General features: G+C 46.9%; 23 protein-coding genes. 10 read left to right on the top strand and 13 right to left on the bottom strand.

Annotated features, from left to right (window positions below; genetic code table 11):
• Nucleotides 1–3 precede the first annotated feature (3 nt).
• The 6 genes from VNN20_04815 to VNN20_04790 form a co-directional block, all read right to left on the bottom strand.
• The gene (locus VNN20_04815; GenBank protein ID HWP91500.1) at nucleotides 4–1,158 is read right to left on the bottom strand and encodes an efflux RND transporter periplasmic adaptor subunit; all 1,155 of its coding nucleotides are present in this window, start codon (nucleotides 1,156–1,158) and stop codon (nucleotides 4–6) included.
• Nucleotides 1,159–1,757: 599 nt separating this feature from the next.
• Nucleotides 1,758–4,223, bottom strand: a complete 2,466-nt coding sequence (gene gyrB / locus VNN20_04810) for a DNA topoisomerase (ATP-hydrolyzing) subunit B (GenBank protein ID HWP91499.1) — start codon at nucleotides 4,221–4,223, stop codon at nucleotides 1,758–1,760.
• Between the two features lie 161 nt (nucleotides 4,224–4,384).
• Entirely contained in the window at nucleotides 4,385–4,939 is a 555-nt protein-coding gene (gene dcd, locus VNN20_04805; GenBank protein ID HWP91498.1) for a dCTP deaminase, read from the bottom strand.
• A gap of 136 nt (nucleotides 4,940–5,075) precedes the next feature.
• Nucleotides 5,076–5,945: a DUF6602 domain-containing protein gene (locus tag VNN20_04800; protein HWP91497.1), complete on the bottom strand. Its 870-nt coding sequence runs from the start codon at nucleotides 5,943–5,945 to the stop codon at nucleotides 5,076–5,078.
• 386 nt (nucleotides 5,946–6,331) lie between these two features.
• Nucleotides 6,332–6,565, bottom strand: coding sequence for a hypothetical protein (locus tag VNN20_04795; GenBank protein HWP91496.1), 234 nt, complete (start codon nucleotides 6,563–6,565; stop codon nucleotides 6,332–6,334).
• 211 nt (nucleotides 6,566–6,776) lie between these two features.
• Complete coding sequence (locus VNN20_04790; protein HWP91495.1) at nucleotides 6,777–7,304, bottom strand: GNAT family N-acetyltransferase; 528 nt, start codon at nucleotides 7,302–7,304, stop codon at nucleotides 6,777–6,779.
• A gap of 778 nt (nucleotides 7,305–8,082) precedes the next feature.
• On the opposite strand from VNN20_04790, the gene VNN20_04785 reads away from it, so the two are divergent.
• The 4 genes from VNN20_04785 (at nucleotide 8,083) to guaA (ending at nucleotide 13,960) form a co-directional block, all read left to right on the top strand.
• Nucleotides 8,083–10,083, top strand: a complete 2,001-nt coding sequence (locus VNN20_04785) for a protein meaA (protein ID HWP91494.1) — start codon at nucleotides 8,083–8,085, stop codon at nucleotides 10,081–10,083.
• 422 nt (nucleotides 10,084–10,505) lie between these two features.
• Nucleotides 10,506–10,877, top strand: coding sequence for a hypothetical protein (locus tag VNN20_04780; protein ID HWP91493.1), 372 nt, complete (start codon nucleotides 10,506–10,508; stop codon nucleotides 10,875–10,877).
• 6 nt (nucleotides 10,878–10,883) lie between these two features.
• Nucleotides 10,884–12,350: an IMP dehydrogenase gene (guaB, locus tag VNN20_04775; GenBank protein HWP91492.1), complete on the top strand. Its 1,467-nt coding sequence runs from the start codon at nucleotides 10,884–10,886 to the stop codon at nucleotides 12,348–12,350.
• Nucleotides 12,351–12,427: 77 nt separating this feature from the next.
• Nucleotides 12,428–13,960, top strand: coding sequence for a glutamine-hydrolyzing GMP synthase (gene guaA, locus VNN20_04770; GenBank protein ID HWP91491.1), 1,533 nt, complete (start codon nucleotides 12,428–12,430; stop codon nucleotides 13,958–13,960).
• Nucleotides 13,961–13,989: 29 nt separating this feature from the next.
• Here guaA and VNN20_04765 read toward each other — a convergent pair whose 3' ends face one another.
• The 6 genes from VNN20_04765 to VNN20_04740 form a co-directional block, all read right to left on the bottom strand.
• Nucleotides 13,990–14,739, bottom strand: coding sequence for a hypothetical protein (locus VNN20_04765; protein ID HWP91490.1), 750 nt, complete (start codon nucleotides 14,737–14,739; stop codon nucleotides 13,990–13,992).
• An 86-nt stretch (nucleotides 14,740–14,825) separates the two neighbouring features.
• Entirely contained in the window at nucleotides 14,826–15,035 is a 210-nt protein-coding gene (locus VNN20_04760; protein ID HWP91489.1) for a DUF4177 domain-containing protein, read from the bottom strand.
• Nucleotides 15,032–15,241 (bottom strand): hypothetical protein, encoded by a 210-nt coding sequence (locus VNN20_04755; GenBank protein ID HWP91488.1) that lies wholly within the window; start codon nucleotides 15,239–15,241, stop codon nucleotides 15,032–15,034. The genes VNN20_04760 and VNN20_04755 overlap by 4 nt, the downstream gene beginning before the upstream one ends.
• 70 nt (nucleotides 15,242–15,311) lie before the next feature.
• The gene (locus tag VNN20_04750) at nucleotides 15,312–16,298 is read right to left on the bottom strand and encodes a methyltransferase (GenBank protein ID HWP91487.1); all 987 of its coding nucleotides are present in this window, start codon (nucleotides 16,296–16,298) and stop codon (nucleotides 15,312–15,314) included.
• 57 nt (nucleotides 16,299–16,355) lie between these two features.
• Nucleotides 16,356–17,276, bottom strand: a complete 921-nt coding sequence (locus VNN20_04745) for an NAD-dependent epimerase/dehydratase family protein (protein HWP91486.1) — start codon at nucleotides 17,274–17,276, stop codon at nucleotides 16,356–16,358.
• Nucleotides 17,277–17,502: 226 nt separating this feature from the next.
• A complete protein-coding gene (locus VNN20_04740) occupies nucleotides 17,503–17,703 on the bottom strand; it encodes a hypothetical protein (GenBank protein HWP91485.1) in 201 nt (66 codons plus the stop codon).
• Nucleotides 17,704–17,989: 286 nt separating this feature from the next.
• On the opposite strand from VNN20_04740, the gene VNN20_04735 reads away from it, so the two are divergent.
• The 6 genes from VNN20_04735 to VNN20_04710 all read left to right on the top strand — a co-directional run bounded on the left by VNN20_04735 (nucleotide 17,990) and on the right by VNN20_04710 (nucleotide 21,628).
• Entirely contained in the window at nucleotides 17,990–18,397 is a 408-nt protein-coding gene (locus VNN20_04735; GenBank protein HWP91484.1) for an iron-sulfur cluster assembly protein, read from the top strand.
• Nucleotides 18,398–18,417: 20 nt separating this feature from the next.
• Nucleotides 18,418–19,479, top strand: a complete 1,062-nt coding sequence (locus VNN20_04730) for an Mrp/NBP35 family ATP-binding protein (protein HWP91483.1) — start codon at nucleotides 18,418–18,420, stop codon at nucleotides 19,477–19,479.
• Between the two features lie 95 nt (nucleotides 19,480–19,574).
• Complete coding sequence (locus VNN20_04725) at nucleotides 19,575–20,030, top strand: Hsp20/alpha crystallin family protein (GenBank protein ID HWP91482.1); 456 nt, start codon at nucleotides 19,575–19,577, stop codon at nucleotides 20,028–20,030.
• A gap of 48 nt (nucleotides 20,031–20,078) precedes the next feature.
• Nucleotides 20,079–21,026, top strand: coding sequence for a DnaJ C-terminal domain-containing protein (locus tag VNN20_04720; GenBank protein HWP91481.1), 948 nt, complete (start codon nucleotides 20,079–20,081; stop codon nucleotides 21,024–21,026).
• Nucleotides 21,023–21,325: a chaperone modulator CbpM gene (locus tag VNN20_04715; protein HWP91480.1), complete on the top strand. Its 303-nt coding sequence runs from the start codon at nucleotides 21,023–21,025 to the stop codon at nucleotides 21,323–21,325. Before VNN20_04720 ends, VNN20_04715 begins: the two co-directional genes overlap by 4 nt.
• Before the next feature lie 6 nt (nucleotides 21,326–21,331).
• Complete coding sequence (locus VNN20_04710) at nucleotides 21,332–21,628, top strand: DUF1844 domain-containing protein (protein HWP91479.1); 297 nt, start codon at nucleotides 21,332–21,334, stop codon at nucleotides 21,626–21,628.
• A gap of 37 nt (nucleotides 21,629–21,665) precedes the next feature.
• Here VNN20_04710 and VNN20_04705 read toward each other — a convergent pair whose 3' ends face one another.
• The gene (locus VNN20_04705; GenBank protein ID HWP91478.1) at nucleotides 21,666–22,403 is read right to left on the bottom strand and encodes a CpsB/CapC family capsule biosynthesis tyrosine phosphatase; all 738 of its coding nucleotides are present in this window, start codon (nucleotides 22,401–22,403) and stop codon (nucleotides 21,666–21,668) included.
• Between the last annotated feature and the right edge of the window lie 25 nt (nucleotides 22,404–22,428).

Raw genomic sequence — 22,428 nt, 5'->3', positions numbered from 1 at the left:
GGTTCACTCGCTTTTCCTTCTTACTTTCTGGCCGTTTTCGAGATTATTATCAGCCGCCTCGACAACTATCTCCTCCCCGCCTGAAAGCCCTTCCATAACCTCTATCTGCGAGCCTACGGTGTTACCCAATGCAACTGGCTGGAACCGAATCGCATCCCGGTTGAGCAGAAAAACCCCTTTCTCTCCGTCCATATCTATCACTGAAGAAACCGGTATCATCACCCTGGACTTTCCCTCTGAAAGGATTTCCCAATTCTGAAAGTAGACCCGGCAGGACATCTCCGGTAAAACCCTTTCATCCCTCTCCAGAAGCTCTATTTTGACCTTGACCGAGCCCTTTTGCCTATCCGCCGTGGGGACAATCTGGCGCAATCTGGCCTTGTAAGAACGATCCGGGTAGGCATCAAGGGTTACTTCGGCAGGCATTCCTAGCCTAAGCTTTGAGACGTTCTGCTCGTTGATATCCGCCTCCATCTCCAGTGAGTCTAAGTCGACAATTACCGCAAAGGTAGCCCCGGCAGAACCGGCCCCAAACCCTTGTGGGGTAACGGTCTCTCCCAGAAACGCTTTTTTCACGGTAACCACCCCGTCTATGGGAGCGTAAATCTCGGTGTTACGAATCTGCTCCTCGATGTAGTGGAGCTGGGCCTCGAATATCTCCACCTGTGTCTCTGCGTTGTCCAGAGACTGTTCCGTAGTAATCCCCTTGGCAAAAAGCTCCTTCTGCCGTACCAGTTCCCTCCGGGCGTTTGCCAGGTTCGCCGATGCTTCAGCCTTCTGCGCAATTAACTCCTGATTTTCCAGACGCGCCACCAGCTCTCCTTTTTTCACCCTTTGTCCCTCTTCCAAATTGATCCAGGCGATACGGCCCACTGTCTTGGGTGATATCTCTGCCTTGCTTCTTGCCACTATGTAGCCGGAAGCGGTCAGTACTGTGGCAGCTTGAGAGGGAGGAACGAGTATGGCACGGGCTACCGAGACCTCCGGGCTCAGGAAAGCAAAGTGCCGCGGCGCAACACGAAAAAACAAGAAAAGTACCAACAACAGAATCAATACCCCGGCCGAGAGTTTCAGGAAGCGCCTCCTTGACTGAGGCTTGTCCCGGTCAATCCTTAATGAAGAAAGGTCAACGGTTCTATTAGTTGGGTCGGTGGTCATGATTTAACTGGATTTTAATCGATGCCGATCATGCATCAGACGGAAACGAGAGGGAATGAATAAGCCATTGAAGTCTTGATTTAATAGTATGTATTAGCACCTAAGAATGTCAAATGAAATTGCGTGAGCGAAAACCAGCTTTAATAATTGCCCTGAATTGTGGATTAGCCTAGTTGCTAAGTTTTTGAAGAAATAATTGTAATAATCAGAATTCGAGATTTCAGCAATGCAGGCATAGGTTGTATCTGGCAGTAACTTTCAACGCTGTCACTCTGAGCCGAAGGCGAAGAATCTAATTTTAAGATGCTTCACTTCGTTCAGCATGACTACTTAGGGCCCTCGCAGATTCTATTCCTACGCTTTGCTCTGGACAAGCTCTGAATGTTATGATGAGCTCAGAGTAACTGAACCCATTCTATTAGTTACAAATTTCTAAAGCACTGCCTGTTTGATTAGTTCTCGCTATTACAAGTTAAAATATAGGATTGTAAGAAACACATATATGCGTTCCCTACATTGGGTTTAATCTTAGTAAGGCATATATTCAAAGACCACAACTCAATAAACTCGGCAATCTCTGTGGCAAATAAATTCTTGGATTATATATCCAGGTTTCTTACGTTGAGCGCATTTTTCTCGATGAACTCTTTTCTGGGTTCAACCTGGTCGCCCATCAAAATGGTAAAGATTTCATCGGACTGGACGGCGTCCTCAACCCTTACTTGTTTGAGCACCCTTGTCTCCGGGTTCATCGTGGTCTCCCAGAGCTGCTCCGGGTTCATCTCGCCAAGCCCCTTATACCTCTGAATGAACATACCTTTCTTTGCCAGCGATAGAATATGCTCGGTCACTTCCCTCAGGTTCTCAAGCTTTGTCTCCGGACCGCCGTTTTCCTGGATGAAATAGGGCGGCTCGCCCGCAGCCCGGATACCTTCGTGAAGGTTCTTAAGCTCGCTAAAGTCGGGAGAGTTCAAAAAATCAAAATCAATCACCGTGTTTCTGTTCCTGCCATTCTCCTTGAAGTGATAAATGATTCGGGAGCAGTTATGCTCTTCGTCTTCCCCAAGCTCCCAGTCTAGTGCGGTGATCTCGGAGTGCCGTTTTTCGATCCACTTTTTAATCTCTTGCAAATGTGTATCTAGCTCGGTTTCGTTTCCAACTTTGAGATGGCTCTTCCTAAATCCGTCTCTACTGACGAACGCTTCCACTATCCTCGTATCTCTTCCCCACCTTCCCAGTTTTTCCAGGATCTTTCCATAGGAAATGTATTTTTTTATAATCTCAAGGAGTCTATTTCCTTTGATCTCTCTCAGTTCCTCATCCCTACTTCCTTTCAACACCAATCCCTCAGTGCCGATCTCCAGGAGATAGTTCTCAAAACTTTGTTCGTCCTTCAGGTATCTCTCATCCTTTCCCCGTTTCACTCTGTATAGAGGCGGCTGAGCCACGTAAAGGTATCCCTTTTCGATAATCTCCGGCACCTGCCTGTAGAAAAAGGTCAGGAGCAGTGTCCTTATGTGGGAACCATCCACATCGGCATCGCTCATCAGGATTATCCGATGATAACGAATCTTGTTGACATCGAAATCATCGCTCCCTATTCCAGTGCCGAGGGCGGTAATCATGGTCCTTATTTCCTCGTTGCTGAGCATCTTGTCGAACCTGGCCTTCTCCACGTTAAGAATCTTTCCCCGGAGCGGAAGCACCGCCTGGTTGAACCTGGCTCTGGCCTGCTTTGCCGAGCCGCCCGCTGATTCTCCCTCCACTATGAAAAGCTCCGAATACTGAGGGTCCCGTTCCTGACAGTCGGCCAGTTTTCCCGGTAGCGACCCGGATTCGAGAGCGCTTTTTCTGCGCGTTAACTCCCTGGCCTTTCTCGCTGCTTCCCTTGCCCTGGCCGCCTCCACCGTCTTCTCGATAATCTTTCTGGCTACAGACGGATTCTCCTCAAAGAAGGTTCCCAGCTTGTCGTTGAGAAGCGTTTCCACTATACCTTTGACCTCGGTGTTTCCTAGCTTAGTTTTCGTCTGCCCTTCAAATTTAGGATTAGGCAGCTTGACGCTTATTACGGATGTGAGACCTTCCCTTGTATCTTCTCCGGTCAAATCGACCTTTGCATTCTTGAGAAGCCCGTGGTCCTCGGCATATTTGTTCACGGTCCTGGTGAGTGCGCCCCTGAAGCCGGTAAGGTGCGTGCCGCCTTCGAGGTTGTTTATGTTGTTTGCGTAGCAGAATATGGTCTCGTTGTACCCGTCGTGATATTGAAGGGCAACCTCGACTATAATATCGTCCTTCTCGCCGGAGACGTAAATCGGTTTGGGATGGAGGGTGTTCTTATTCTTATTAAGCTCTTGGACAAAGGCCACTATTCCGCCCTTGTAATAAAATTCCTGTTCCTTTCCATCGCGCTCATCGGTCAGTTTAATTTTGAGGCCGCTGTTTAAAAAAGCGAGTTCCCTTATCCTGTGGGCAAGTGTATCGTAATTAAACTCGTTAATCTCAAATATCTCTGAGTCAGGTTTAAACCTGATCTTGGTACCGCTTCTTTTCGTCTTCCCGGTTTCCTTGAGTTCACTTACCGGCTTTCCCCTCTCGTATCTCTGAAACCAGACCTTTCCGTCTATCCTTATCTCCAGGGTCAGGTATTCGGAAAGAGCGTTGACTACTGTAACTCCGACTCCGTGAAGACCTCCAGAGACCTTATATACCTTTCCCTCGAATTTTCCGCCGGCGTGAAGCGTAGTCATCACCACTTCGGCGGCAGATTTACCCGTTTCCTTATGTGTACCGACCGGAATTCCGCGCCCGTTATCCTCTACCGTAACGCTTCCATCCACGTGGATAGTAACGCTTATCTCGTCGCAAAACCCGGCAAGCGCCTCGTCGACGCTGTTGTCGAGAACCTCAAACACCAGGTGATGAAACCCCCTGGTGCTGGTGTCCCCGATGTACATATCCGGACGTTTCCTCACCGCCTCGAGCCCGGGAAGCACTTTAATGGCCTCAGCAGTGTAAGAATTACCCTGTTTATACAGTTTTCCCTCTATATCCTTATCCGCTTCCAACTACACAACCTCCGGTAATAAAATAAATCTTAACTAATATACCATAAAAACCAACAAAAGTAAATGATATCAGGAACTTTTGTGTAGGTTTATAAAGTAATTTCTATACCTAAAACCGTTTCATTTTAGGGCAGTTAGCAAACCGCCCCGGATTAATTTCATCAAACCTTAGGAGGGGTAATCCCTACCTGTTTTTGGTACTTCCCTTTCTTGTCAGCGTAAGACACCTCGCACACCTCATCCGCCTCGAAAAATATAACCTGAGCAATTCCTTCATTTGCATAAATTTTTGCCGGAAGTGGGGTTGTGTTAGAAATTTCTAGGGTTACAAATCCCTCCCACTCGGGCTCAAAGGGCGTAACGTTCACTATTATACCACACCGGGCGTAGGTTGACTTGCCCACGCAGAGGGTGATCACACTACGGGGAATTCGGAAATATTCGACTGTTCTGGCCAGGGCGAATGAATTAGGGGGAATCAAGCAGACATCGGCTTTTATGGACACAAAGGACTTCTCGTCAAATCCCTTGGGGTCTACAACCGTGTTGTAAACATTCGTAAAAACTTTGAATTCATCGCTCACCCGGATGTCGTACCCGTAGGCGGATAGACCGTAAGATATGGAGCCCTTTGAAACTTGCTCCTCGACAAACGGCTCGATCATCTTATGCTCGAGTGCCATTCTCCTAATCCAGTGGTCAGGCTTTACCCCCATCTCTTCATTTCTCCTTTTTGATGGAATTTTGGGAAGTATGGGATAGTACCATAGAAGCAGGGGTTACTCAATTTAATTAGAATGGAAAATCTAAAAGCAGTTTTCTCAAAGCCAATTGTCGCTGAGAGTCAGTACCCTACTTACTACTCTTGAGTCTCTGGCCTTTTTTGTTAGTATTTCTCTTCAATCTCAGTTTGTCACTTGTTTCTCCAATAATTTTTTTAAGCATATTACTCCTATAGCGTGAAAAATCAGGCATTAATTTCCTTGAACGCAAATTATTAGTAGTCAATTCCAGGATTAGCCAAACAGCTAATGGAAGAGACTTTAGTTTTAACGGATAATGTATGAAATCTGTATCATTCGGCCAGTATAAAACTAACTCTCTATGTGGTATGCATATGAAAACAAGGCCTTCACAAAATTTTTGTAAAAGAGCGCGAAGCGTCTTTCTTTGAAGAGCATTAAAAGTAATGATTCCGCTCCATAATTTACCAGGAACGTTATCCTGCGCACTATAACCTTCTTCTTTTGAGTGAACCAAACTATTGTCTACAGATTTATAAAATCTACGCATCTCATCAAGCTGTTCGACTGCTTGAATAAAACTGTTGTAGTTGTTTAAATCAAGCCTCGATTTAACTTCGATAACACCATATACAGCCTCTACTGGTATTATTCTCCTACCTGCCAATGCCATCATCGGAACAACGTCAAAACGCTCAGAAATGATGATGTCAAATTCACGAGAGAGTCTTCCTTCGCTATCAAAAATTTTTCCACGGTCCACGGAGAAACGCTCGGGAAGAATTTGTCTGAGATATTCTCGAACAATATCTTCTAGCGCATCCCCAACGCCGGTAGGGTGCTTATAATATTTAGCCTTTGATATACGGGCCTGAAATTCCGCTCCAACCGCCTCTAAAAATTTTGTATAATTAATTCGATCCATAAAGCACTGACTTAGTAACTGCTTCACTGGAAACATCATATGTACAAACTTCAAGCATAATATCCTGGAATTCTTACAAAAAACCTAATTATTGACGAATATAAAGTAAAAGGCATCGCAAGTCAAAATTGAGAGGCATTAAAGGGATCATCGTAAATATATTCTTGGGGTACGGTAGAAAGCTCTTGTATTTTCGAATTATTTCGATACCCTCAACAACGCTTTCTCTACTGCAGGAGGGAGATCGACAAAAACGAAATAATCCGCAGGGTATAAATAATCTTCGCCCTCATTATCTATCACACGAACATAGTTAGACCGTGCTGCATTATTGTCAGGTAAGATTCGATAAATCATCCGTGGGGTCAATAAGTCTGGGTCATCTGTACTAATACATATAGCGAATTTCTTTTTTTGGTTTTTATTTTTTACCATAGTCTTTAATCTAGAAATCTCTTTATTCTCATTTTCCTCTTGCCTATGCCATGCGCTTCAAACCAGTGTACTTCAGCTATCCGTATTTGTCCATCGGGCAAAAGAACAGTAGCAATTCCTTTTAACTTTCTCCATCGTCCCTTGCCGTATCGCTTTCGCAAAACTGGAAGGATACGAATAGCACTGCCTACAGCAATTATTTCAATATCGGTAATTTCTCCGACGATTTCGAAGTGCATCAAAGTGCGTTGTATAAATAAAAGAATACAGTATTCAAATAACGTACAGGTTAATTAAATTTTTGTACCATGTTTAGCCCAATCGCAATATAAATATCCATTTCAAGTCAAAATCTGTTAATCCTATTTATCTCTCAAAAAAAGGGATTTCCAGAAGCTCCTATAAGAACTCGCAAATGGGCGTGAAAATAAATCCATGGCATGAGATTGTCTATCTACAAATCAGGTTCAATTCCGCATTAACTTCCAACTCCATCGGCACATATCGCACCCCATTCTGGATGCGTTGGGAATGGGTGGGGACGAAACCTAGCTTCTTGTAGAATTTAACCGAGTTCGGAGCGGAATTGACCGAAACGACTTTAAGGAAAGGGTCTATTTTTAAACAGCGCTTGACAGCAGCATTAATCAATTTCCTGGCAATCCCCTTGCCCTGATACTCGCCGTCAACAAACAGCAAAGATATATGGCCCTCTTCCTTTACCTCAATCATTCCAACGATTTGTCCCTTCCATAAAGCGAGAAGAATAAAGCAACCTTCTTCCAGCCGTTCTTTCAGTCTCTCGGCCTTGGCATAGCGTCTGACTTCATGAGTACCCCGGTTGGAAAAAATAGGAGCAATAAATTCCATGAAGACGCGGTCTACCAGTCTGGATACTTCAAATTCTTCTCCGGCTTCAATTTCCCGTATCACCAAGCCGTTCTTCAATGAAGCTGGAGATACCTTCCGCTTAATCATAGCTTAAGTTTAAACCCAAAAATTACTCTCGAAATTACTGCTGTCCAAAGTAATGGTTCATACTTATAAAACAAGGCCTTTAAATAGATAAAATGGTCTTTTTAAAGTCAGGTCACCCTCTTTTATGTTTCTCATGCAAGCACCGTCCTAACCCTATTTGTTGAAATAGCCTTTTTAATCCTACTCACCCTTCATCGTAGTTTATTCTGAGCCTTTCGGCTTAGTTTATGCTGAGCGAGGTCGAAGCACTCAAGATAAACTAAGCCGAAGGACTCACCCTTCGATTCCGCTCAGGGTGAAGGGCATGGCATTGCTACAAGTTTTATATCTGCCTTCATGGTGAGCCCTTCGATAAACTCAGGGCAAACTCTGTCGAACCATGGATCATTCTAACCCTAATCTCTTTTTTTCAAGGGATTGCTTCGTCGCTTCACTCCTCGCAATCACAGGACATGGGTTGTCATTGCGAGCGAAGCGAAGCAATCTCTTATTTTGGACAGATATGTCTCGGAATAAGACCTTACCATGAGCAAGTTAATTTCTCTATTGGATGAGATAGATGTAGGGGCACGCCGCAGCGTGCCCCTACATCTATTATCATAGCTGTCCAGAGTAATCAGAGGTTCAAAGACCATACTTTCCTCTCCTCCTACTTTTCTGATAACATTATTGTGTATCGTGGCAGTAGTAAGGGCAATCAGCTTCGCCTAAAGCAACCGACCCAATTATCCCCCTACTGCCAGTGATTTGTGCTTCTATTATCAGGGGGAGAATTAGTATGCCTTCAAAGCCGGACCAGAAATCGAAAAGACGAGTGAAAGACAATCCCTGGATAATGAGGACCTATGCCGGGCATACGACCGCCGAAGCCTCTAACGAACTATTCCGGAAAAACCTGGCCAAGGGACAAACCGGCTTAAGCATCGCCTTTGACCTTCCCACTCAGACCGGTTACGACTCCGACCATCCCCTGGCCGAGGGCGAGGTGGGCAAGGTAGGAGTCCCCGTCTGCCATATCGAAGATATGGAAGCCCTTTTCTACCAGATACCACTAGAAAAAATGAACACCTCAATGACCATCAACGCCACTGCCGCCTGGCTCCTTTCCCTGTACATAGCACTAGCCGAGAAACGGGGAATAGATATTTCCCTTCTCCAAGGAACCACTCAAAACGATATTTTGAAAGAATACCTCTCACGCGGGACATACATATTTCCTCCAAGACCGTCCATGCGCCTTATCTCCGACATGATTTCTTACACATCCTCTAAAGTACCGGCTTGGAACCCGATTAATATATGCAGCTATCATCTCCAGGAAGCCGGGGCCACCCCGGTGCAGGAGATTGCATTCACACTAGCAAATGCAACCACCGTGCTCGATTCAGTTCGTGAAAACGGGCAGATTCCTGAAGAGCAGTTTCCACAAGTTGTGGGCCGCATCTCCTTTTTTGTGAACGCCGGGATTCGTTTCATCGAGGAACTCTGCAAGATGAGGGCATTCACCGAAATGTGGGATGAGCTGACCTTGAAAGAATACGGGGTCAAAGACGAGAAGTACAGACGTTTTAGATACGGAGTTCAGGTGAACTCCCTTGGCCTCACCGCACAACAACCGGAGAACAACGTCGCCCGGATAATAATCGAGATGCTGGCCGTAACCCTTAGCAGGGATGCCCGCGCCAGAGCAATTCAGCTTCCCGCATGGAATGAAGCCCTGGGGCTTCCCCGCCCCTGGGACCAGCAATGGTCACTCCGGTTTCAGCAGATTCTAGCCTACGAAACCGACTTGCTGGAGTATCCGGACATATTCAACGGCTCATCGGTAATCGAGGCCACGGTTAAAGAGCTAAAAGACGCCGCATGGAAAGAAATAGATAGGATCCGGAAAATCGGCGGCACGCTCGAGGCAATCGAATACATGAAGATGGCGCTGGTCTCGTCTCATGCCGAGCGTGTTCGAGCAATCGAATCCGGGGATATAAAGATAGTCGGGGTTAATTGCTTTACCGAGACGGAGGTATCTCCTCACACCCAATCTATAGAGGAGTCGATACAGAAGGTTGAGCCGGAGATGGTTAAAAAACAAATAGAAAGGTTAAGGTCGTTCAAAGTCAGGAGAAACCAGAAGGCAGTCAAAGATGCCCTGGAAAGATTAAGGGATACAGCCAAAAGCAGTGAAAACATCATGCCCGCTTCAATCCATTGTGCCCATGCCGGTGTTACCACCGGGGAATGGTCGGACACACTTCGCCTGGTCTTTGGCGAATACCGGGCCCCGACCGGGACTTCCATCCGGCTTCAAAGGGAAACCGATGACATAACTCGAATAAGAAGCGAAGTTAAAGCGCTCGGAGAAAAGCTGGGACGCCCGATTAAGATACTTATCGGGAAGCCGGGGCTCGACGGTCATTCAAACGGCGCCGAGCAAATTGCTGTTCGAGCAAGGGAGGTAGGTATGGAGGTCATTTATCAAGGTATTCGCCTTACCCCCGAGCAGATTGCCAGAACCGCGGAAGAGGAGAACGTGGACCTAGTGGGGCTGAGCATTCTATCCGGCTCACACGACACAATCATCCCCAAGATAATAGGCTTGATGAGAAAACGGCAGCTTGATGACATACCGGTAATCGCCGGCGGCATCATTCCGGACGAAGATGCTAAACTACTCATCAAGGCCGGCCTCAGGCGCGTCTACACCCCAAAAGACTATTCCCTTAACCGGATAATGCACGATATAGTGGAAATTGTGAAGGAATCAAGGGGCCTTGATTCGTGATCGTCTGAGTTACTCACCAACTAACTATTATAAATCACTGGATTTTTATCTTATTCTCTCCTAAATTAACCTTAACTGGAAATCGAGAGGTTCCTAAGACTTATACGGTTACTCTATCCATGCCGACAGTAAACCCCGCACCACTTAACACCTATCTGACTCCCTAACACCCGTGGCCTTTCCGGGACGAGACTGGCCGCTTCCGCTCGCTGCCTAACTATTGCTATTTGCATCAATTAAAGTAAAATACTTTAACAATAAAGGTAAGATAAATTGGGAGCGTAATACAAGATCTCTCCTTTTATTCATTCTCACAAAAGAGAACGGAAAATTCACCGCCATAATCAATTAGAGTTAAAATTAAAGCGCCCTTTTTATCAATTGAAGGCGGAAATGTACTTAATTAGGGGGTGAAATACAGGATGAAGTCTACGCGTCTAAAGATAAGCGTAAGCCAGGACGGCTTGCTTCCGCAGGAGACGGCGGACATAGCGACGTTGGAATTTCCGGTCCTTCCCAAGAAGCTTCTTAAGGCTCTTGGGTTCGAGCGTGTGGATGCAACTACCTTCGTAGGTGTACTTCCTGTTTTTATAAATCTTGGAGAGAAAGAGCAGGAGATCGAGATAGAACTGGGTGTAACCCTGCCGGAAATGAGGAAACAGGTGATAGAGATCGTCAAAGCTCCGACCAAACTGATTTCCACGCCCACTCCTTCCAAGCCGAGGAAAGCCGCTAATAACCGGGGTACAAAATCTACGATAAAAAAAGCAAAGGCCAAAAAATCAAAAAGGTAACATATCATGTCCGAGGATAGAATCGACGAAAGTTTGACGTTCGACGACGTTCTTCTAGTTCCGGGATATTCCGAAATTATGCCGAGCGAAGTCGACGTCTCCACCTATTTGACCCCTAACATCAAGCTCAATATTCCCCTAATCAGCGCGGCCATGGACACGGTAACCGAGGCTAAGACGGCTATAGCTATGGCCCAAGAGGGTGGAATCGGCATAATTCACAGAAATATTGATATCGCCTCTCAAGCCGCAGAGGTAGAGAGGGTCAAAAAGTACGAAAGCGGAATGATAGTCAACCCCTTGACCGTTCGTCCTTATCATAAGGTGAGAGAAGCATTGGATATCATGCTTAAGCATAATATAACCGGACTGCCCGTTACCGAGGAAGACGGGGGATTAGTGGGCATAATCACCAACAGAGACCTGAGACTGGAAAAGAACCTTGATTACCGGGTTGACCAGCTCATGACTGCCAAGGACAAGCTTATTACCGTTAGAGAGGGAATTACACTGGAGAGCGCAAAAGAGCTTCTTCACAAATATAAAATCGAGAAGCTCCCGGTAGTAGACGAAAAGTTCAGACTCCGCGGCCTTATAACCATGAAAGATATAGAAAAGATAGAGAAGTATCCCCATGCCTGCAAAGACGGAATGGGAAGATTGAGATGCGGAGCCGCCGTCGGTGTCGGGCCGGATAGAGAGGAAAGGGTTGACGCCCTAGTTAGGGTCGGATGTGACGTGGTAGTAATAGACACGGCACACGCCCACACTAAGAGGGTGATCGACGCGGTAATATCCACGAAGTCTAATTTCCGCAAAATAGACTTAATTGCCGGAAACGTAGGCACTGCAGACGGAGCCGAGGCCCTGATAAAAGCCGGGGCAGACGCGGTTAAAGTCGGGGTCGGGCCTGGTTCTATATGTACTACCCGGGTCATTGCCGGAATAGGCGTCCCCCAGGTCACCGCTATATTAGAGGTGGGGAAGATAGCCCATAGACACGATACCCCTATAATTGCCGATGGCGGGATCAAATATTCTGGCGATGTGACTAAGGCTCTGGCAGCGGGAGCATACTCGGTCATGATAGGTAATTTATTTGCCGGTACTGACGAAGCTCCGGGAGAGGTTGTGCTGTATCAGGGTAGGACCTACAAGGTTTATCGGGGGATGGGCTCGATAGAAGCCATGAAGAAAGGAAGCCGCGACCGTTATGCACAGGACGAGATGATAGATGCCAAGCTCGTTCCGGAGGGTATCGAAGGAAGGGTCCCATACCGAGGTTCGATAGGGGGAATGATTTATCAGCTCGTTGGCGGATTAAAGGCCGGTATGGGTTATACCGGATGCCGTACTATTCATGAACTGAGAAAGAATGCAAAATTCATAAAGGTAACCCACGCCGGGCTTCGTGAGGGCCATGTCCACGATGTAATCATAACCAAAGAGGCACCAAATTACAGAATCGAATAATTTTAGTTGTAGGGAACGCATACATACGTTCCTTACCTTTCAGCGGATCCATAACCACGTAGCCCTAATTCACAATAATGCGTGAAACAGTTTTAGTCCTTGACTTCGGATCGCAGTACACCCAGCTTATCGCCAGAAGAATACGGGAGATCGGCGTTTACTCCGAGATTAAACCTTTTCTTTTTCCTTTAGATGAAATAAAGAAGGCCGAGCCAAAGGCAATTGTTTTATCCGGCGGGCCGGCCAGTGTCTGGGACGAGGGATCACCGTCTTTAAACCCGCAGATATTCGACCTGAATATCCCCATATTGGGAATCTGCTACGGGATGCAACTAACCGCCCAACTCCTCGGCGGGAGGGTTGAACGGTCGGAAAGAAGGGAATTCGGGCCTGCCGAGATTAACATCACGGACGATTCCGACATTTTCCACGGTATTCCACCGAAGACCAAGGTTTGGATGTCCCACGGTGACCGGGTGCTCGGTCTTCCGGAAGGATTCACCACCATTGCCACCAGTGAAAACTCACCGGTAGCCGCCATGAAGGATAGAAACCGGAGAATCTTCGGCGTCCAGTTCCACCCGGAGGTGGTCCACACCGAGTTCGGCAAGGAAATACTATCAAACTTTATTTTTAGGATTGCCCAGTGCGACGGCTCGTGGACAGCCAAATCCTTCGTGGAATCGGCCATAAAAGACATCAGAAAAAAGGTGGGGGACTCCAAGGTAATCTGCGCCCTTTCCGGAGGGGTGGACTCAGCCGTGGCCGCTTTAATCATACAGCGTGCTATCTGGGATAGGCTCCAATGCATATTCGTCGACACCGGGCTTCTCCGGAAGAATGAAGCCAGCCAGGTCCTGGCGGCTTTTAGCGATTCAGGGCTAAACCTTATTCCTGTCGATGCCAGCAAACGTTTTCTTCAAAAGCTGGAGGGCGTAGAGGACCCGGAGCTCAAGAGAAAAATTATAGGGGAGGAATTCATCCGGGTATTTGAAGAGGAGGCCCTTAAGATTGATGGGGCCCGCTTTCTTGCCCAGGGAACCCTATACCCGGATGTCATCGAGAGCGTGAGCGTCAAAGGCCCCTCGGCAAAGATAAAATCTCACCACAATGTGGGCGGTCTGCCTGAAAGAATGAACCTAGAGTTGATAGAACCTCTCCGTGAATTGTTTAAAGACGAAGTAAGAGCGGTAGGGCGTGAGCTTGGGCTTCCCCCGGAGATCCTCGACCGCCATCCGTTCCCCGGGCCGGGATTAGCAATAAGGATTATGGGCGAGGTAACTGAGGAAAAACTGGAAAAGCTTCGCCTGGCAGACGCGATTTTTATAGAAGAAATAAGAAGAGCAGGAATTTATGATGAAATCTGGCAGGCCTTTTGTGTCTTCCTCCCGGTAAACACCGTCGGGGTCATGGGGGATGAAAGGACTTATGAGAATGTCATAGCACTCAGGGCGGTGACCAGCCTGGACGGCATGACTGCCAACTGGGCCCGTATCCCTTATGAAGTACTGGAGAAGGTCTCCGTCCGCATAATTAACGAGGTAAAGGGCATCAACCGCGTCGTGTATGACATATCCACCAAGCCACCCAGCACCATAGAGTGGGAATAGGGTCAAAGCCATCTATACTCTCCGACTGGTCAATCAAGGCTAAACCAAATATGGTCGTAGGAGCTGCGTTCTAACTTAACGGCTATATCTCCGGGCAGCGACCCTTGTATGGTTTTAGCCAGCTCTTCAGCGCTAGCCTTCGAAGACAACTGAAAGGAAACCTCTCCTCCCGGTTTAAAAACCCTCTTTCTTATGCTGACCCCCGAGAGCGACTTCGCTATTATTTTATCTATACGCTCGTACTGAACATAACTTCTAAGACCGCTGAACGAAACTTGTATAAACTCTGCTCGGGCTGCCTGCCTGTTTCTTTCCTCCAATTCCGACCTCAGCTTTCTTGCGGCGCCGGCACCGGCAACCTTCAATGCCTCCAGACTGGAATCACCGACGGTCGAGCCAGTCTTATAGGAGCTGTCTCTTACCTCGGTTATTAACTCTCCTCCCCGGTCTTTAGCCCGGATGAAAACATCGGCAACCGTATTGTAAGTAACCCCTGCCGCCTTGTTCTCTGTGGCCCTTATACCCACGTAGACTTCCAGCATGATGTCGCTCGACTGTTCTAGCGTCAGTCTATATCCCGAGCCTATGAGCACGGTAGAGATCTCTCTTTCGATATCCGCCTTGGGAAGAGTTTTGATAACAGGATTGCTTTCCGGGTTTTCCAGGACCCTTATCGATATAGATGGCTTTTCGGAAAATGCGGGCGTGGAGAGAGAAAAAAGAATGAAGAATAATGAGACAAATATATAGTTAAATAATTTTAAGCTCGCACGGCTCATAGCCTTCGTTTAGGTCAATATCTCCAGGGAACACTCAAAGGACAGCGCTTCTTGGCTTTGAGTTTATAGCGTGACGCTCGGGCAGGTTAAACCTGCGACCTCTTGAACACCCCAAATTCCCCCAATATCGCCACGAGCTCCCAACCATCCGCCCCCAGTTTGTTCAGGTTCTCTTCGAAGCCTCTCCCTAATTTTGACCTTCTGGTTGTGGCCGCCAGCTTAGATACAGCAATATCATGGTCAACGTGCTCCGGAAAGAGCTCATCTATAGAAACTACCCTATACTCCCACTTCATACTTCTTCTCCAACATCTTCTTCCGGTGTTTTAGCGGTGTGCCCTTCTTTTGCTTCCTCATCGACCAGCAAAGGGCATCCCTTATCCGAAACATCGGGTAGCTTTTTAATATACTGTTCGTAGTCATCCTTGGTTATTACCCCTTCACGTATGTATCTATCGGCCACCCTCACATCATAGACAAGCTCGTTTCTATCTTTCATCATTTACCCTCCAAAAAATTTTAGGATACCTGCTAAATCTGGATTGGCAATCTTATGTCTGAGCACCCATCGCCTATTTCCAACCGGTAACCAGAGAAGAGGTAAGAGGAGTCGGGAGGCCGATACATACTATCTTATTAAACCCCGCCTCCTCGAGCCAGAGCTTGACTTCAGTGAAGGAATAATCTCGCCCCCGGGTGGCTAATAGCATTTGAACGGAGAATATAGCCCCGACCGGGGGATGGGTGAGAGAATCGTCGAGGATGTGGTCTTTAATTATGATCTCTCCTCCCCGGTTTAGTGCATCAAAAACCTTTTTCATTAGCTCTTTATTCGTATCCTCGTTTTCGCTGTGGATTATATTGGAAAGAAACGCCACATCAAAACCGGCGGGAAGCTCATCTCTGTTGTAATCCCCCTCCACCATCTTTATTTTCCCGGCCATCCCTTCTTTCTCCAGGAATCTCTTTGTTACCCCGAGTGTACCTGGAAGGTCAAATACGGTGACCTCAAGATGTGGATATTTTTTTAAAAATTGAATGGGATAGGTTCCCGGGCCGGAGCCTATGTCTATCAATTTCTCTGCCCATTTCAAATCCAATATATCACCTAGGACTTCCGCATCCCCCCTGGCCGTCACCAGCGAGTGCATCGCCGCTATGAATTTTTCCGTCTCGTCCTGTTTTGTCTGGAACATATCCGGATTCTTTGCCGGATTGCCGGTGATAACCGAGTCCTCCAGCCTTTCCCATAAATTCCAGAGCCCTTCTTCGAACAGGATCATACTGCCGTAATACTTGGGAGAGCTTCTTACCAGGTAGGTCAGAGAAGCCTCCGTATTGTGGAATCTGCCCTCTTCTTTCGACAGTAACCTCATTGCCACAAGCGCGTTAAGAAAAATCTCTACCGCTCTATGATTGGCACCTAGGGCCATGGCGATTTCCCCGGAAGTGCTTCCCCCGCTCTTTACCGAGTCAAATACGCCCAGCTTGACAGCAACCTGGAGGATTCTCGACTGCGTAAATCCACTGCTTATTCGATTGATCTCAGAAAAGTCCATTATCAGTAAAGTTTAGAGTGAAGAGTTAAAAGATTTAAGGAATACTATTTTTAACTCTCAACTCCTTTCCACAAACCACTTCCAGGTTTGAGCTATTCCATCTTCGAGGTCTACGCTTGGAGACCATCCCAGCACCTGCCTACTCATGCCTATGTCCAGAGAAATCCTCTGCACCTCTCCAAGCCTCGCCGGCGCATACTCCACCCGAAATTTCCTTCCGGTAGCCTTTTTTAGGGCTTCAACCAGGTCGTTTACCGATGTCTCTTTTTCAGTGCCAATGTTATAACTGCCTACCGGGGCATTAAGGGCGAAGATGTTAGCCCTGGCCACATCACCAACGAAAACATAATCCCGGGTTTGATTACCGTCTCCGTATACTTGACATGGTTTTCCGGATATTATCTTGTTGCAAAAAATTGCTAGAACGCCGGCTTCCCCGTGCGGGTTTTGTCGAGGTCCATACACGTTAGCATATCTGAGCGCTACATATTCGAGCCCGTAAACGGCCTTGTAGCAGCCGAGATATTTCTCCACTGCATACTTTGAAGTTCCGTAAGGAGATATGGGCATAGGGGAAGTATTCTCGTCCGCAGGCAGCTTCTCCGGCTCCCCGTAGATTGCACCGCCAGTGGATGCAAATATAAATTTCTTAACTCCGCTTTTAACAGAGAGTTCAAGTAGGTTTATGGTCCCTATTATGTTTACCTCAGCATCATAGACCGGGTCGTCGACAGATACCCTGACGTCCATCTGTGCGGCGTGGTGATTTATCACCTCGGGTTTAAAATCAGCAAAAACCTTCTCTAGTAGCTTGCGGTCTCTAATATCACCCTCGATAAAATCAGCCTTTCTCGGAACATTGTGCCCGAACCCGGTAGACAGGTTATCTAATATCAGAACCTGGTGTCCCTCTCCGATAAGGATATCGGCTACCCAAGACCCGATAAACCCGGCACCGCCTGTGACCAAAATCTTCATTTAAAGAAATCCCTCCGGTTTAAGTTTATGAAACCCGCTTTCTTTTACAAATCGGCAAGAAGTTATGGTCTCACGAAATATAATCCGTTTCCCGAATAGAATAAAACACATCCCGATAGCAAGAGTTTTTATCTCAGACTGTCCGCTTAATTTATGGGATTGGGTTTTATGGAGGAGTTAAAAGCCTTTCTCCATAATTTTAGCCATTTTTTATAAGGACTAGACTTTACTTAGCCGCACCTATGGCTTGATTTTTACACGTATTACACTGGCAGCCAACCATCCAACCATATACCCGAGATTCCTTCTTGCATTCCGGGCAGTTTATTCTAATCAAGTGACCCTCACCGGTACTGGACTCGGATATAACCCTCCATTCGCGAACCGGTGCATCCGGACAATCCCAGCAAATCCTTCTTATAGTCATCTTATTTCCTCCTTCAACATTAAACTACTTTGCCCGGATGAATACTTTGGCACTAAATTGTCTCCTTGTCAATCACAGACCTTTATTGTTTTTGCAAAGTGATAATGTCACTAGTTTATTTGACACACCATCCTTTTACTGGTTAAATGGGAAATACCCTATTCGTTCAACACACCCAAAACTCGGCAAGGGTTGATCTTCGGTCCTGATTCTCCACCAGCTCAACCCGAATGAGTATTTTAAGGCTATCGATATACTAGGTATTATTAATAATAGGAGGTACCAGATGGGAATGAAAAAAATTATCAGCATAACTAAGGAAGATTCCAAGGGAATAGGGGAGAGCAAGGTCACACTTACCGGGTTTCAAAAATCTAAAGGTTCCGATGAGCAAATAGAGATTACGGAAGAAAGGGTGTTTGAGACACTGAAATCGGTCTATGACCCGGAACTCCCGGTAAATATCGTCGACCTCGGGCTTATTTATGACGTGCAAATCTCTGGCAGAAATGTCCAGGTTAAAATGAGCCTGACTACGCCTGGATGCGGCATGGGAGCGGTGATTGCCAAACAGGCGGAAGACGCCATAAAAACACTCGGAGCTAAAAATGTAATGGTTCAAATCATATGGGACCCGCCATGGAATCCGGACATGATGAGTGATGAAGCAAAGCAGAAACTAGGCTTAATCTAGTTATCAACCGGGAGGCATGAATGGAATTAAACCCAGAGGGGATACGGAACATCCTGAGAAAAGTGAAGTATCCCGGTTTTACCAGGGACATAGTCTCATTCGGGGTGGTGAAGGATATAGAGATTGAGGGTTCCAGGGTTAGAGTTCATCTCCTTCTTCCCAAGCCGGATGAGAAAGTGGAATCGGAAATAAGAAACTCGGTCAGCAAAACCCTTTTAGAATCCCCCGGGGTTTCGGAGGTGGATATAAGGGTGGGGGCCAGAGAACCTAAAGCCGCCCCCGGCCAGCCAAAAACAGCAGAGAAGGCAAAGCTGCCAGATATAAAATACTTCATAGCGGTGGCTAGCGGGAAAGGCGGCGTGGGGAAATCCACGGTAGCGGTTAATCTTGCCCTAGCCATCTCTAAGATGCGAAATAACGTCGGTCTCCTGGACGCTGACATCTGGGGGCCGAGCACCCCAATAATGATGGGGATAAATGAAAGGCCCTTGTCCACCCCCGACCAGAAGATTATTCCCCTCAAAAAGCATGGGCTGAAGCTGATGTCCATAGGGTTTCTGATAAATGAGGATGATACGGTGATCTGGAGAGGACCCATGGTGCACGGTGCGGTAAAACAATTCATAGAGGATGTAGAATGGGCAGGGACGGATTACCTTATAGTCGACCTTCCACCGGGTACCGGAGATGCCCAACTCTCTCTCATTCAAACAGCGCCGCTTAGCGGAGGGGTAATCGTCACCACACCCCAGGATGTAGCCCTGATCGACGTCAGGCGGGGAGTGCAGATGTTCAGGAAACTTAACGTACCGGTTTTAGGAATTATAGAGAATATGAGCTACCTCAACTGTCCGCACTGCGGAGAAGAAATCGACATATTCAGCAGGGGCGGCGGGAGAAGAATGGCCGAGAAGTTCAACGTGCCTTTTTTGGGAGAAGTGCCTATCGACCCGGAGCTTAGAAAGGGCGGAGACGAAGGAAACCCGATAGTGATATCCAACCCGGACAGCCCCACCGCCAAAGCATTCATGATAATAGCCGAGGAGATACTAAAAAACATAGAAGAATCTGTTGGACATTGAGTTTAAATACTTCTAATTTTAGATAAACCTGCCTTGACTCATTCTATATGATGACTATTTTTAGAATGAAAAATATAAAAAGGAGGTAGGTTAAAATGGTAAGGTTAATGGTAAGAGACCCGTGGAAAGATTTTGGTACACTTCAGGACAGAATAAACCGGCTTTTTGACCAGACGCTTAGGACATTTCATCCAGAAGGGGAGGAGGAATTAGAGAGGGGAACATGGGTACCAGCAGTTGATATACACGAGACCGACGAGAGCTTCGTGGTGAAAGCCGACCTCCCCGGCATGAATAAAGAGGATATTCAAATAGACGTAAAGGACAGCACTCTGACCCTCAAGGGAGAAAAGAAGTTTGAGCAGCAGGTCTCTAAAGATAACTACATAAGGGTCGAGCGTACGTATGGGACATTCATTCGCAGTTTCACCCTTCCCCAGAATGTAGACCCGGATAAGATTAAGGCCAAGTATAAAGACGGTGTCCTGGAGCTCACTCTTCCCAAGAAGGAAGAGGCTAAACCGAAACAAATTAAGGTCGATGTTAGCTAATGACTGAGGCTACCCTGCCCCGGCAGGCAGGGTAGCTTTTAATAAAATATGGCCACAAACAAGGATTACTACAAAACACTGGGTGTATCCAGAAATGCTACGACTGAGGATATAAAGAAGGCTTATCGCAAGCTGGCTAGACGATACCACCCCGATTTAAACCCTGGCAACAAAGAAGCTGAGGAGAAATTCAAGGAGATCCAGGAAGCATACGATGTCCTGTCCAAAGAGGACAAGAGAAGGATGTATGATACGTACGGCTCAGCCGGGTTTCAGCCAGGATGGGCAAATCAAAGAACCTGGACCTGGCCTGAAGGATCGCCGGAAGGCGGGTTTAGATTCAGCTTTGGAGATATGGGAGGATTTTCCGGACTAGACGATATTTTCAGCGAGATATTCGGGGCCAGAGAACCAACCGGCAGGCCCAGAAGAAGCCGTGATATCGAATACGAGATTGAAATAGACTTCGAGACGGCTATCAAGGGCGGGGTCCGGGACATCAAGCTCAGCAGAGAAACCGCCGACAGGAAGATGGTCACCGAGACTATTTCCGTAAAAATTCCACCGGGGGTTGACGACGGCTCTAGGATTAGGGTGGCCGGAAAAGGAGAGATCGGCGGTAGGGGAAACAGCGGAGACCTATACCTCCGGGTGAAAGTAAGACCGCACCCTATATTTATACGTAGGCAAGACGACATATATGTAGAGGTCCCTATTACATTTTATGAAGCCGTTCTCGGCGCACAAATCAACGTTCCGACCATAGATGGAAGCGCCACCGTAACAATACCACCGGGCGTGCAAAATGGTACCAAACTTAGGCTTAAAGGTAAGGGGGTTCCAAACATAAAGAGCAGGGAAAGAGGAGACGAATACGTGGTAGTCAAAATCGTAATGCCTGAGCATGTCAGTGAAAACGCGAAAAGGTCTTTTGAAGAGCTGGCCAGGACGGCTCCATATAATCCAAGAACGCATCTGGAAAAATATACGAAATGAAACTTTATTCTTTAAGGTCAATGGTAGAGATTGTCGGCGTAAGCCCCGGCTTCATAAAAAGGCTTGAGGAGACGGAGCTCATATCTCCTATCGTGGTAGAGGACAGTACCTTTTACACTGACCGGGACTTGAGGAAGCTCTTTCTGGCCAAAGACTTGAGAGAAATGGGAATAAATTTCGCCGGGATCGAAGTCATACTGGAAATAAGCGACCGTATGTTAGCTATGAAAAAAGAAAATGATGAGATTCTATACAAACTTCTACAGTACGTCGACCAAAACATAATAGAGAAGAGGTGAAACCCCATGAGCGAAGAAATAAAGAAAGACACCGAGCAAGCCGGCCTTTTTAAGATGGATTTTTCCACCTTTGTCCTTTCCCTGAATGCCTCTGCCCTGATCCATTTAGGCGACATTCCCGACCCTCAATCCAAGGAGAGAACCGTGAACCTGCCGGCGGCAAAACACACCATCGAGATTCTAGAGATAATCAAGAGCAAAACCAAAGGGAACCTGGACCGTGAGGAAGAGAAACTACTCGACGATGTACTGTTCAACCTGAGGATGAAGTACGTTAAAGATGTCCAATCCGAGAAAAAGTAACTTTCATTCCACCCGCCCGCAGCCACAATTTATAAGATTACGACCCATTTCTTATAAACCTTTTGGCATTACTGATTAGTACCTTAACCTCATCTATACCGATAATGTCTTCTAAAACCTGTAAACCCTCCGTTACCAGTGGAGGCCTATTATGGGAGTTATGGGCATCGGAGGCTACGGCGTGTATCACTCCTTGTTTGGCCAGGTCGAATAGACAACGTCTGGCGCTGTCCCCGAAATATCCACAGGCGCTCCCCGCTGTAACCTGGACAAAAGCCCCGGCACTGACTAGCTCCTTCACCCGGCTTGGACTCTTTTGAATCTCCTTATTCCTTTCCGGATGGGCTAGGATTGGCGAAACCCCCACGGTCTTAAGGTTGAATATTATCTCCTCGATTCCGTAGGGTAAAGAGATAAACGGTATTTCCAGCAGGATAAAATTACTCTCCCCCAGGGGCAGAATCCGGCCCGCAGAGAGAAGTTCGGGCAAATTTTCCGAAATCCCGATTTCCATCCCCGGCAAAACGGTAAGGGGTATTTCATTTGCCCTGAGTTTTCGATTTAATTCTTCAACTTTATCTCTTATTACCGCCGAATCGGGCTCCCATCTTGTTCCTTGGATAAAGTGTGGTGTTGTCACCGCAACCCTGATACCGTCCTGATAAGCTATTCTGGCCATCTCCAGACTTTCCTCCCAGGTGTTAGGGCCGTCGTCTACATTAGGAAGGAAGTGGCAGTGAATATCCACTATTTCCTGGTAAGTATCCCTTTCCATGAGTCTTAAGTCTACTGTGATTTAC

Source organism: Thermodesulfobacteriota bacterium (assembly GCA_035559815.1).
Lineage (GTDB): Bacteria > Desulfobacterota_D > UBA1144 > Nemesobacterales > CSP1-2 > DATMAT01.
This window is presented reverse-complemented; position numbering and strand designations above follow the sequence as displayed.